Source organism: Enterococcus sp. DIV0561 (genome assembly GCF_050539875.1).
GTDB classification, from domain to species: Bacteria; Bacillota; Bacilli; order Lactobacillales; family Enterococcaceae; genus Enterococcus; species Enterococcus faecalis.
The window spans coordinates 2,514,498-2,526,746 of the sequence record NZ_CP172927.1 but is presented as its reverse complement, the minus strand read 5'-3'; the positions used below and the strand labels follow the sequence as shown (position 1 = coordinate 2,526,746).

Genomic DNA, 12,249 nt, shown 5'->3' with positions numbered 1-12,249 from the left:
AGAAAGAAGGACAGAATACGATGACTTTATCACAAGAACAACAAACGAAGATGTGGGCGATGTTGAATCAAACACGTGGACAAATTGGTTTGACAGCATATAAAGATTATATTTTTGGTATTTTATTTTATAAATACCTATCAGAAAAAGCCACACGTTGGCTAGATGATGTCACACGTGGAGAAACTTGGGAAAACATTTATGCACAGAATCCCTCAAAAGCATTAGAATATATGCAAAAAAACTTAGGTTACGCAATTCAACCAAATGATTTTTTTGATGATTGGAAAAAAGCAATCGATGAAGATCGTTTTAATATTGGGATGATGACTGATACATTTGGTCATTTCAATCAGCAAATTGCCTTTGAAGCAAAAGGCGATTTTGAAGGGATTTTTGATGGTATGCGCTTTGATAGTGCCGATTTAGGCGCGAATGCACAAGCTCGTGCTAGTGTCATGATTTCAATGATTGAGTTGCTTTCTTCACCAGAATTTGATTTGTCAGGTAGTGATGATACAGTATCAGATATCTATGAATATTTAGTTGCTCAATTTGCAACAGTCTTGGCTTCTGATATGGGTCAATACTATACACCGAAAGAAATCTCTAACGTAATGGCACGAATTTTAACATCTGGTCGTGAAGAAGAGGAAAGTTTTTCTATTTATGATCCAACGGTTGGTTCGGGGTCGTTGTTGCTAACAACAGCTAGCTATATGAAAAATTCACATAAGCGAGGTATGATTAAATATTTTGGGCAAGAAAAAGATGCCACACCGTATCGCTTATCGCGAATGAACTTAATGATGCATGGTGTAGAGTACAATGATATTAGTATTAATCATGCGGATACACTTGAAAGTGACTGGCCAGATGGCGTAGTAGATGGGAAAGATAATCCAAGAATGTTTGATGCGGTTATGGCAAATCCGCCCTACTCAGCTCATTGGAACAATAAAGATCGTGAAGATGATCCTCGTTGGCGTGAATATGGTATTGCGCCGAAAACCAAAGCGGATTATGCGTTTTTACTCCATTGTTTATACCATTTAGAAGACAATGGCCGCATGGCGATTATTTTACCTCACGGCGTATTATTTAGAGGAGCCGCAGAAGGTCGTATTCGAAAAGCGTTAATTGACAAACACCAAATTGAAACAGTGATTGGATTCCCAGATAAATTATTCTTGAATACATCTATTCCAGTTTGTGTCTTGATTTTAAGAAAAAATCGTACGGCTTCTGATATTTTATTTGTTGATGCAAGTAGAGAATTTGAAAAATTAAAAAAACAAAATCATTTGCGCCCAGAAGATGTCGATAAAATTGTCGATACTGTGGTTCAGCGCAAAGAAATAGAGAAATATTCACATCTCGCAACGTTAGATGAAATTAAAGAAAATGACTATAATTTGAATATCCCTAGATATGTTGACACATACGAAGAAGAGCCACCTGTTGATTTAGTGGCGCTAAACAACGACATTAAAAATACTAACGAGGAAATAAAAAAAGTAGAAGCTGAGTTATTAGCTATGCTTGATGACCTAGTGGTAACGGAAGAAACCCAAGCACTGATAGATGCCACGAAAGAGGTGTTTGGAGGATGAGGGACGAGATGAAAAAGGTCCCTCGGCTCCGGTTTCGTGGGTTTAGTGAAGATTGGGAACTGTGTAAGTTGGGGGATTCAGTTAGGTTTATAAATGGAAGAGCATACAAACAGAAAGAGCTTTTGGATACTGGAAAATATAGAGTCCTTAGAGTAGGAAACTTCAATACAAATGATAGATGGTATTATTCAGACCTAGAACTTCCAGAAGAAAAATATGCAAACAAGGGAGATTTATTGTATCTTTGGGCAACAAGTTTTGGTCCAGAAATCTGGGATAACGAACGAGTAATATATCACTACCATATTTGGAAATTAGATATTATTGATCCAAATATAGATAAACAATATCTAAATATATGGCTAGAAACTGATAAAGAACGAATTAAGCAGAATACTAATGGAACAACTATGGTACATGTTACAAAAAGTAATATGGAACAAAGAGAATTTAAACTTCCCAAGTTATTAGCAGAACAAGAGAAAATTGGATATTTTTTTAAACAAATCAACAAGACCATCACTCTTCATCAGCGTAAGTCGGATCAGTTGAAAGAGTTGAAGAAAGCGTATCTGCAAGTAATGTTCGTTTCAATGAATACTAAAAATAATAAAGTTCCTAAGTTAAGATTTGCTAACTTTAAGGGAGAATGGGAACAGTGTAAGTTGGGTAACATTCTTAATTATGAGCAACCAACAAAATATATTGTGAAAACAACAAACTATGACGATAAATTTAATATTCCTGTTTTGACAGCTGGACAAAGTTTTATTTTGGGATATACTAATGAATTAGATGGTGTGAAAGATGTAAGTAAAGAAAATCCAGTAATTATTTTTGATGATTTTACAACAGGTTCACATTATGTAGATTTCCCGTTTAAAGTAAAAAGTTCTGCAATAAAATTATTAACTGTAGTGCATGAAAGAAATGACTTTTATTTTGTTTATAGAATATTGAAGAATATTAAATATAGTCCACAAGGTCACGAACGACATTGGATTTCTAAGTATAGCGTGTTCGATATAAATATGCCACGGTTTGAGGAACAAAGAAAAATTGGAAACTTCATAAAACAACTTGACAATACCATAACTCTCCACCAAAATAAACTGAACCAACTAAAATCCCTAAAAAAATCCTATCTACAAAATATGTTCATATAAAACTGAATATTTACACACTTTCCTACCTCCGAGATAATAAAAAAGATGATTCGTTCATCAACAATTATCAAGGAGGTTTTATTTTGGTTAAGAGAAAGAGAACTGAGCAATTATTTCATGAATATTTCAGTGAGTGGGTGGAGCTTTATAAAGTCGGGGCGATTCGGGATATTTCGTTGCAAAAATATTATATTGCGGAACAACGGCTTGCTGAGTTGGCCCCTGGTCTAAAAGTAAAACATTTGGATCGGCAACGGTATCAGCAGTTATTAAATGACTACGCGTTAACCCACGAACGGCAGACAACCATGGATTTTCATCATCAATTAAAAGGAGCAATTTTAGATGCAGTCGATGAAGGACTTATTTCAAAAAATCCAACACGAAAAATTGTCATTAAAGGAAAAGCACCACGTCCTAAAAAATCAAAATTTTTAAACCAATTTGAAGTTCAAGCTCTTTTGAAAGAATTAGAGCTAGGCGAGCAACTAAACTGGGATTGGTTTATTTTATTGGTAGTTAAAACGGGCCTACGCTTTTCCGAAGCATTGGCACTAACGCCAAAAGATTTTGATTTTTCTAAACAAAAAATAACTATTGAAAAAACATGGAATTATAAGAACCCCACTGGTTTTTTCCAATCAACAAAAAATGAATCTTCTAAACGCAAAGTACAAATTGACTGGCAAACAGCAATGCAATTTTCTCAATTGATAAGAAATATGCCACCAATGGAACCAATTTTTGTGAAAGGACGTGTCTTTAATTCTACGATTAATAGTCGCTTAAAAGTCTTATGTAAACGTGCGCAGATTCCAGTGATTACTGTCCATAGTTTGCGTCATACACATGCCTCGCTGTTATTATTTGCTGGTGTTTCAATTGCTAGCGTGGCGACTCGATTAGGCCATTCTAGTATGACAACTACGCAAGAAACTTATTTGCATATTATTCAGGAATTAGAGAATCAGGATAATGATAAAATTATGCGCCATTTGGCGATGTTGATGTAAGCAAAATAACTCCTCGCGGATTGCGGGGAGTTATTTTTTTAGATGAACATGTTTTGGAGGTAGGATTTTTTTAACTCATTTAATTGCTCTAACTTATTTTGATGAAGTGTGATGAGGTTTTCTAGATTTGAGAAATGTTCACCAATCTTAGCTTGTTCATCTTTATTTGGCAAAATTACTTCAATTGATTCAATATCCAAACCATTATAACTTGGTAAAGCTCCAACCTGTGCATATCGTGGTAAATTTATCGTTTCAAATAGTGTCTTACCAAAATTCGTATCCCAAGAATTATCAAAAATATAAGCCATAGTATTATTGTCAATTAAGAATGAACTTGTAACAAGACGCTTGCGGTTAAGCATGATAGCCGCCCCAACTTTTGCAAACATAATAGCTGGAACGGTTTCAATTGGTTTCCATTTTTTTCGTTTAAGTTGCTCTTTATTTACAAAATTATTGGCATTTATCATTTCATGTTCATTGCCAGGATTATTCATATCTGACACTTTGTAAAAAGGAATTCCTTCCGTCCCCCCTTGTTCAACATCCGGAAAACCAATCCCAGATTGAGTCTTACCAATCTTCCCTAACTTACACTGTTCCCATTCTCCCTCAAAATCAGTAAATCTCACCCGAGGAACAGTCTCATCTTTCTTTGGAAACATTACTTGCAGATACGCTTTCTTCAACTCTTTCAACTGATCCGACTTACGCTGATGAAGAGTGATGGCATAGTCGAGACGTTTGAAGAAGGCACCGATTCTAATCTGTTCCTCCTTGCTTGGAGATAGGATAATTACATCAGAAACAATTTGTTTGTTTAATCCTCCCCGTGTTCCATCACCTGAGGAAATCATTCGAAGCTCATCATAACGTTTTGTTAAATTTTGATAAATAAATTCATAATGAAGGTTGTCATTTGGAACTATTGCCGCAATTGATTGGTTCGTAGTAAGGTTAATATTATTAACTGCAACAGTTCCACGAGTTTTCCCTTGACCAGCTAATGCAATTAACACTGAATGTTTTTTAATCCAACGAGCACTAGAATTATCTAGACCTTCTTCAGAAATCATATTGTCTGTTTTATCGAGACGTCTTTTATTTACTTCACCAGAAGACATCCAAGGAATTTTCTTTGGCTCCCAATATTCAGATATTGAGGTCTTTGGAGTTCCGCCAGTCAAAATTTCTGAACAATCCCCCAACTTACACAGTTCCCAAACACCTATCAGCGTAAATACAATCAACAAATTCAAATAATAATAATGTAAAACGATAACTTTTCATAACCTCAATTTTTCAAAAAAAACTAATCCTTCCCAAAATCTTCAAACACAAACCACTAACTATCTGCTACTATAAAAGAAACAACTATCATTTGGAGGAAGTATGCGTAACAGAAAAATGTGGACAATTATCGTCAGTGGGTTATTTTTAAGTAGTATCATCGCGGGAATTTCAGGAGCGTTTTTAATCATTGAAGGAGAGCTAACGACTCTGCTCTGGGAGGTATTGCCAGCGCAAATGAAGTGGCCAATCCTCTATTATTTTGTCTTGTGTGTGCTAGGAGCGTTGGTATTGAGTTATCTGAAGAAACGCTTCGGACAAGTACCACAAACGGCGCATGAGGCTCTGACAGAATTGAAGGCGAAACAATCGGTCGATTATTCAGGTGTGTTTAGAAATTTATTGGCCGCCTTGGTAATTTTAATTTTCGGGGCTGGTGTCGGTCCTGAAGCCGCATTGTTGGGAGCAATTATTTCGTTGTCAGTCTGGCAATCTGATAAGTTACGGTACCTTTATTTTCATTATGACGAGCAAGAACAGCAAGCATTTAGGACAAAAATTCAGCGCTTGCTACATCCGCAACAGTTTGTTCAGCGCTACGACACGAGGCTCGCTCCTGTAGATAAAAAGAAACTGAAACAAGTGATGAACGGGTTATTTATTGTGAACGGGTTGGTGGTGTTTACCTTTTTAATGAAATTGGTGGGACACCCATCGTTTATTACGAAGTTAGGAACTGGAAAAATTGAAATGGCTTCGTTATGGCTGATTTTACCCGCTTTATTAACTGCTTTTGTGATTGGTAACGCCTATCAATGGTTGAAAGCTGCTCTGGCTAAACTATGCCAACCTTTTGAAGAAAAGCAAAGCATACTGGTAAGCTTTGGTGCAGCCTGTATTTTTCTTTTTGTTATTTTAATGCCAAGATTACTATTTTCAGGACAATCTTTTATGCATTTAGTTCCTAGTTTTGGTAGTCAACAAGCCTGGTATATCTTGGTGGTCGCTGCGATAATGAAACTAGTATTTTTACAAGTTTGTTTACAGACAGGTTGGATAGGTGGCGATATTTTTCCCGTCGTTTTTTCAGCTATTTTAATCGGGTTTGCGGTCGCACAATTTTTCCCAACAATTGACTCGCTTTTTGTTGTCGCAATTTTTGCTACGAGTTTAACAACCCAAATCTTAGGAACGATTCTTGTACCAGGCATTTTTGTGGGGCTCTTTTTCCCAATCACGCTTTGGCCAGTTGTAGTCCTTGTGTTATTTTTACAATGGCTATTGAAAAATAAAATTATTAAGAGTAACTAGAAGATACTAAAAAGAGGGAATAAAATGAACCTAACCCATCAAGACTTCAATCTGTTCAACCGAGAAATCTTCACATTTAAACAACTCAAAGAGCAACAAACATCAGCAGAAATCGATGCCTTAAAGCAAACCTACAAGCAACATTGGGAAAAGTGGAAAGCCTTAAACCTCGCAATCGCCCAAGGTTTACCAGCTGAACTCGGCATCACTAAGCCGAAAATTGAAAGCTGGACCAACGGCTGGAATTTACGCAGTCATTTCTGGGCTGCATATCGCAGTGAGCAACGCCAAGCGGAAAATGCTTGTCTGGCGTTGTTATTAAATAAAAAGCAATTTCAAGTATATTTGATGTTTCAACATTACAAAAGTGAGGAGCGGGCAGGCTCAGTAGTCGCTTACAATCAATTGCTTAATCGTTTAGAAGCTTGGAGCCAAACCATCGACTGTGAAGGCTATTATATTTGGCCGCAGGAGGAGCATGAACTAGTGGACCATTTGCCTTTAAAAGATTATTTAGCAGATGAAAAACAACGGAAAATTATAGAAGAGCGGATAGGCAATCGCTCATTTCAGATCGGTAAGTTGTGGTTTGCGACGGAAAAGCTTGAAACGATTGAAGAAAAAAGTTGTCAGGCGCTTCAAGAATTAGCGCCATTGTATAACGCATTATCTGAAAAATGAACGAAACAACGTCTCTGACCAATTACCTGGTCAGAGACGTTGTTTGTGTTTTTATTGATTTAAATCTGTTAGTAGTAGCTCGTTAGAAACAGCAAAAGTAGTAACTTCTGTTAAAGCTGGATCCAAAGTGTATTTTGTAAATGAGGTAGTACTTTCTGGTTGGACATACATGGTTAGATTAGTCACATCATATCCTGACCAATAATGTGTGAAATCAGACAGAGAATTACTTTGACCTAAATGGCCAATTCCCCGAGGAATCATCACTGTTTGGAAGGCGCGATAGAGTTGCATAATCCCTTCAGAGCTATCAAATTCTTGGAGATTGTCAGAATAGTATAACGCACGAATGAAGCGTGACGGCGAAGTGAAGTCTCCTGGGATTCCTAATAGTCCGTAAGAAGTCCCACCTTCAATTGGGTCAAGTGTTGCGCCTGATTTTAAAGTGTAAGGTTCCTTAATAGCATAGTTGCGCATCCCGATATAGTTTCGTGCATTGGTTAAATGATAATTGTATTCTGGGCTGTTTGTGACTACGCCAATCGAATCATAAATGACGAACGCTCCGTTATCTGTTGGTTGCAAAACGATACTATTATTATTTTTATCATTAATGGTCCAGTGTAAGGTGAAATGAACTTCCCCCAATGAATCAAGTTGGAATTTTTGATCTAACAGGCCGATTTTTTCAAAAGCTACTTTTACTTCGTCAACGCTTTCAAAATTACTCAAAATATAAGCGAGAACTTCTTCTGCAATATGAGGTGTTAAACCACGATCTGCTAAACTTTCAGCAGGTGCTGTTGAAGATTCCATTAAATATTGAATATCACCAGATAAGCCGGCTTCGTTGATACCATCTGTGATAGCAAGGCTGACGGTTTTACCATCGTTTGCTGGTTGATCTGTGCCTGACATTGCTAGTCCCATAAAGGCATATTTTGCTGTCCAAGGATTTAGTTGGCTGTTTAGAACTGTACCTTTTGGAAATTGAGCAATTAGAGTAGGGATTTTTGGTGCAATTGGATCTTCGTTGCCAAAAAAGTCAAACGTAAAATCCATCGTACGTCCATAAAAAATATCATTTGTTTTGGAAATAATCTTGATGCCTGTACACATAATAGTTTCTCCCAATTAATGTAAGTTTGTGAAGCCTGTTTACTAGTTAAGCATATCATACTCTAGGAAACAGCGGTGGCTAAATTCCTAAAATATTAGACAATTTTGTCTAAATGAGGTGAAAAAAATTTTTTAGCGATTTCCTTCACAAAACACCTTATTATCTTTCCGAAAATATGATATCTTTAGAATGGAAATTTCATGAAAAGAGGATGCGAATGTTTAAAAAGTACACACAAATGATAAGGGATGAATTTAAAGGGTATAATCAAAAAAAATTGAAAAAAGATTTCTTGGCAGGTTTGACTGTCGCAGCCGTCGCGTTGCCGTTAGCGTTAGCGTTCGGGGTCTCCAGCGGCGCCACTGCAGCAGCTGGCATGATCACGGCGATTATCGCTGGAATTGTGATTGGAAGCCTTTCGGGTGGGTTTTATCAAATTTCAGGACCAACAGGTGCGATGGCAGCTATTTTAATGTCAATTGCGGCAGTGCATGGCATGCAAGGGATTTTGTTGGCCACCTTTTTGGCGGGAATTTTCTTGCTTTTGGCAGGGATTTTGCGTTTAGGGAGCTTGACTTCTTTTATTCCGTCACCGGTCATTACCGGGTTTACTTCAGGAATTGCTATTATTATTGCGTTGGGGCAGCTTGATAATTTCTTTGGGGTTCGTTCAGAAGGCCACAATTTAATTGAGAAAATCAGCAGTTATCGTTCATTGGGCTTTGATTTAAGTATACCAACGACGGTTATGTCGATTTTAGTGGTGCTTGGATTAGTGTTCTTTCCGAAAAAGTGGAATGCGATGATACCAGCTTCATTGGTGATGATTATTTTAGCTACGTTAGCAACAGTGGTTTTTCAACTGCCAGTGGCCACTGTAGGGAAAATTCCGACAAGTATTTTTAGTGATACACGTTTGGAACTTGGTTCGCTTCAATTAAGTGCGTTTCAGGATATTTTGGTGCCTTCGATTAGCATTGCTATGTTAGGTATGATTGAAAGTTTGCTTTGTGGCGCTTCGGCTGGTCGCATGACAGGGAAACCATTAGACAGTAATCAGGAACTAGTGGCACAAGGAATTGGCAACTTAATTTTGCCATTTTTCGGTGGCGTACCTGCAACGGCAGCGATTGCCCGCACGAGCGTAGTGATTAAATCTGGTGCGCAAACACGTTTAGCGGGTATTTTTCATGCGGTCTTTTTATTGTTATCGATGTTGCTTTTATCGCCAGTCATGTCTAAAATTCCCATGCCTGCGTTAGCTGGTGTTTTAGTGGTGACAGCGTGGCGAATGAATGAATGGTCGGTGATTAAAGAATTCTTCCAGAAACGTTTCCACACAGCCTTGTGTTTATTCTTCTTAACGATGGTAGCGACCGTTATTTTTGACTTGAGTTTAGCGATTGTTTTAGGGGTCTTAGCGGGTTGCCTGTTTTTCATTGCGAAAAGTGCCGTGATTACGATTAATGTCGAGGAAGTTGATTGGTCAAGAATGGGGCTAGTACCGACCGATTGTACGGAAAATTGGGTGGTGGTTTATTTGAGTGGCCCGTTATTTTTCATGTCTTCTGAACGATTGAAACAAACGTTACTACAATTGGAAACAAAAAGTGGTGTAGTATTTTCAATGCGAGGAGTTCCTAGCATTGATAGTACGGCGTTAGATATTTTAGAAGAATTTTGTCTTGCAGCAGAAGGTCGTGGACAACGAGTTCAATTTGCCGCTCTGCAACCAGAAGTTGAAAAAATGATTCGAACCATTCAAGGAAATCAAGAGAAGGAATACCATTTCTCAGTCGCAGAATTTTTACAAACGGTGCATGTTGCAGAACAATAAGTCATTTTCAAATGAAATGTTCTATTTTCTATTGCGTGCTTAATGGGTGAAGAAATAAGAAAAATAAGTGGGGACTAAAACGAGTTTCTAGAGGAGTTCCTAAAAAATAATAAAGAGAAAACTTCATACTTAGAAGTTTTCTCTTTATTATTTTTTTTAGGTTAGTTATTGAAGTACTTCTAGCATAACGTCTTTTTGATCATCCGTAACATTGCCTGCGTAGTTAGGAGTGATTAAAGATATCGAACCATTTTTATTGTTGAATAAGTATAAAGTACCCGATCTATTTTGTTCATCGTTTGAAGAAATATTAGTTCCTAAAATTAATTCTGTATTTACTTTAACGGTTCGAATACTGTTATCGTCCGCCGAAAATATTCTAATCTCTTTTGTAGGAATTGTATTTATAGATAGCTCATATTTATTAATGGCTTCTTTCACTTGACCATTTTCAGCCCCAAACAATTTAGTTTGGAAGGTAGCAGTTGGTGTTGAATTTAAGTTTTCTAACGTAATTGAAGTTGGCACATTCATTCCTTTAAAATTAAATACGAGTGGGTTGTTTAAACTACTAAGATCGACAGCATAAGGTGTTGCTTCTAAAGAATTTGCTTCTTCGACATTTGTGGATACTTCATTTTTAGACTTTGCCGAATCCTGAGTGGTACTGGCACTTTCTGAAGTTTCTTTTAGTTTATTATTAGAGCTTGTTTCTATGCTAGAACTGTAATGATTAGTACTGCTTTTCATTGATGTTGTATGATTGGTAGAATTTTCTTGTTTTTTAGGCTCATTCGCTTTCTGAGAACTACAACCTGTTAAAAAAATAACTAAAATAACACAAACTAATTTTTTCATACTATTCCTCCTATAGACGCTATAACTAATTTTATCTTACTTGTTAATATAACAAAAGGAATAATTATTTTATTTTCACGAATGCTCAAATTGTTTAAATCTGTAGTTTTTATACTTATTTTTGTTGCATTTGCAACAAAAATAAGTTAAAGTAATGACAATCATAAAATATTAGCGAAAGGAAGTGTCCTAGTGACAGATATTTTAAGAGAAATTGGTATGATTGCGCGGGCCTTAGATTCAATCAGTAATATTGAATTTAAGGAATTATCTTTAACACGAGGACAATATCTTTATTTGGTCAGGGTCTGTGAAAATCCTGGGATTATCCAAGAAAAGATCGCCGAACTGATTAAAGTTGATCGAACCACAGCGGCGCGGGCGATTAAGCGTTTGGAAGAACAAGGCTTTATTTATCGTCAAGAAGATGCAAGCAACAAAAAAATTAAGCGGATTTATGCCACAGAAAAAGGGAAAAACGTTTATCCAATCATTGTGCGCGAAAATCAACACTCGAATCAAGTTGCTTTGCAAGGCTTGTCAGAAGTGGAAATTTCACAATTGGCAGAGTACTTAGTCCGGATGCGTAAAAATGTCAGCGAAGATTGGGAATTTGTCAAAAAAGGGAACACTCGAAATTATTAAGGAAAGGACGACTGATTGATGGGAGAAATAAAACAATTAACAATAGAAGATGCACCAGCGTTACAAGAAATCAGCATTGAAACTTATACAGATACTTTCGGACCATATAATACCCCAGAAAATATGCAAGCCTATTTAGTAGAAGCTTACAATTTAGAAAAATTACAAAAGGAATTGGCTAATCCCCACTCTGACTTTTATTTTATCTTTGTCGATAATCAATTAGCTGGCTACATGAAATTAAATCGTGAGACGGCACAAACGGAACCGATGGGGCCAGAAAAGCTCGAGGTTGAGCGATTATATATTTTACCTGCATTTAAAGGAAAGAAGCTGGGAACACAATTGTTAGAACTGGCGGAAGAGAAAGCTTGTGAATTTGGTAAAAACGCACTGTGGTTAGGTGTCTGGGAACACAATGATGCGGCGCGGGCATTTTATAAAACGATTGGCTACCGCTATTATAGTCAACATTCATTTTTTATGGGAGACGATGAACAGACGGATTTTATTTTGTTAAAGGAATTATAGCAAGAAAATTTAGAAACAAAGATTTCTGATAAAATCAGAAATCTTTGTTTATTTTTTTGATTAAAATTAAGCATTTTTTTATTTTCAAAATGTTATTTTTTAAAATGTAAAAATTGAAAAAGAAGATTTTAAATCTGTGAAAAGTTGTCAATCTTGTGAGAAAACTCTTTTGTCAGTGTCT

General features: G+C 36.6%; 11 protein-coding genes. 8 read left to right on the top strand and 3 right to left on the bottom strand.

What is annotated here, in order from left to right; genetic code table 11:
• Positions 1-20 precede the first annotated feature (20 nt).
• The 3 genes from IGM13_RS12090 (at position 21) to IGM13_RS12080 (ending at position 3,792) form a co-directional block, all read left to right on the top strand.
• A complete protein-coding gene (locus tag IGM13_RS12090) occupies positions 21-1,613 on the top strand; it encodes a type I restriction-modification system subunit M (protein WP_002419564.1) in 1,593 nt (530 codons plus the stop codon).
• Positions 1,610-2,779 carry a restriction endonuclease subunit S gene (locus IGM13_RS12085; protein ID WP_256927221.1) on the top strand — a complete coding sequence of 390 codons (1,170 nt, stop codon included), beginning with the start codon at positions 1,610-1,612 and terminating at the stop codon, positions 2,777-2,779. The genes IGM13_RS12090 and IGM13_RS12085 overlap by 4 nt, the downstream gene beginning before the upstream one ends.
• Before the next feature lie 83 nt (positions 2,780-2,862).
• Complete coding sequence (locus tag IGM13_RS12080) at positions 2,863-3,792, top strand: site-specific integrase (RefSeq protein ID WP_002365301.1); 930 nt, start codon at positions 2,863-2,865, stop codon at positions 3,790-3,792.
• A gap of 38 nt (positions 3,793-3,830) precedes the next feature.
• Here the strand turns inward: IGM13_RS12080 and IGM13_RS12075 are convergent, their stop codons facing one another.
• The gene (locus IGM13_RS12075; protein WP_430598712.1) at positions 3,831-5,003 is read right to left on the bottom strand and encodes a restriction endonuclease subunit S; all 1,173 of its coding nucleotides are present in this window, start codon (positions 5,001-5,003) and stop codon (positions 3,831-3,833) included.
• 184 nt (positions 5,004-5,187) lie between these two features.
• Between IGM13_RS12075 and IGM13_RS12070 the strand changes: the two genes are divergently transcribed.
• Both IGM13_RS12070 and IGM13_RS12065 read left to right on the top strand, forming a co-directional pair.
• Positions 5,188-6,396: a hypothetical protein gene (locus IGM13_RS12070; protein WP_002396649.1), complete on the top strand. Its 1,209-nt coding sequence runs from the start codon at positions 5,188-5,190 to the stop codon at positions 6,394-6,396.
• Between the two features lie 24 nt (positions 6,397-6,420).
• Complete coding sequence (locus tag IGM13_RS12065; RefSeq protein WP_002419560.1) at positions 6,421-7,077, top strand: glucose-6-phosphate 1-dehydrogenase family protein; 657 nt, start codon at positions 6,421-6,423, stop codon at positions 7,075-7,077.
• A 51-nt stretch (positions 7,078-7,128) separates the two neighbouring features.
• Here the strand turns inward: IGM13_RS12065 and IGM13_RS12060 are convergent, their stop codons facing one another.
• Positions 7,129-8,196: a choloylglycine hydrolase family protein gene (locus IGM13_RS12060; protein WP_002367364.1), complete on the bottom strand. Its 1,068-nt coding sequence runs from the start codon at positions 8,194-8,196 to the stop codon at positions 7,129-7,131.
• A 176-nt stretch (positions 8,197-8,372) separates the two neighbouring features.
• Here IGM13_RS12060 and IGM13_RS12055 point away from each other — a divergent pair, with 176 nt between their 5' ends.
• Positions 8,373-10,034, top strand: a complete 1,662-nt coding sequence (locus tag IGM13_RS12055) for a SulP family inorganic anion transporter (RefSeq protein WP_002419559.1) — start codon at positions 8,373-8,375, stop codon at positions 10,032-10,034.
• A 165-nt stretch (positions 10,035-10,199) separates the two neighbouring features.
• On the opposite strand, the gene IGM13_RS12050 is transcribed toward IGM13_RS12055, so the two are convergent.
• Positions 10,200-10,892, bottom strand: a complete 693-nt coding sequence (locus IGM13_RS12050) for a hypothetical protein (protein WP_002419558.1) — start codon at positions 10,890-10,892, stop codon at positions 10,200-10,202.
• Positions 10,893-11,084: 192 nt separating this feature from the next.
• On the opposite strand from IGM13_RS12050, the gene sylA reads away from it, so the two are divergent.
• Both sylA and IGM13_RS12040 read left to right on the top strand, forming a co-directional pair.
• Positions 11,085-11,537, top strand: coding sequence for a transcriptional regulator SylA (gene sylA, locus IGM13_RS12045; protein WP_002383314.1), 453 nt, complete (start codon positions 11,085-11,087; stop codon positions 11,535-11,537).
• 18 nt (positions 11,538-11,555) lie between these two features.
• The gene (locus IGM13_RS12040) at positions 11,556-12,068 is read left to right on the top strand and encodes a GNAT family N-acetyltransferase (protein ID WP_002419557.1); all 513 of its coding nucleotides are present in this window, start codon (positions 11,556-11,558) and stop codon (positions 12,066-12,068) included.
• Positions 12,069-12,249: the final 181 nt, after the last annotated feature.

Coding starts and splice junctions, on each gene's coding strand:
- IGM13_RS12090 (WP_002419564.1), top strand. CDS start 21: ATGACTTTATCACAAGAACAACAAACGAAGATGTGGGCGATGTTGAAT.
- IGM13_RS12085 (WP_256927221.1), top strand. CDS start 1,610: ATGAGGGACGAGATGAAAAAGGTCCCTCGGCTCCGGTTTCGTGGGTTT.
- IGM13_RS12070 (WP_002396649.1), top strand. CDS start 5,188: ATGCGTAACAGAAAAATGTGGACAATTATCGTCAGTGGGTTATTTTTA.
- IGM13_RS12065 (WP_002419560.1), top strand. CDS start 6,421: ATGAACCTAACCCATCAAGACTTCAATCTGTTCAACCGAGAAATCTTC.
- IGM13_RS12060 (WP_002367364.1), bottom strand. CDS start 8,196: ATGTGTACAGGCATCAAGATTATTTCCAAAACAAATGATATTTTTTAT.
- IGM13_RS12055 (WP_002419559.1), top strand. CDS start 8,373: ATGATATCTTTAGAATGGAAATTTCATGAAAAGAGGATGCGAATGTTT.
- IGM13_RS12050 (WP_002419558.1), bottom strand. CDS start 10,892: ATGAAAAAATTAGTTTGTGTTATTTTAGTTATTTTTTTAACAGGTTGT.
- IGM13_RS12040 (WP_002419557.1), top strand. CDS start 11,556: ATGGGAGAAATAAAACAATTAACAATAGAAGATGCACCAGCGTTACAA.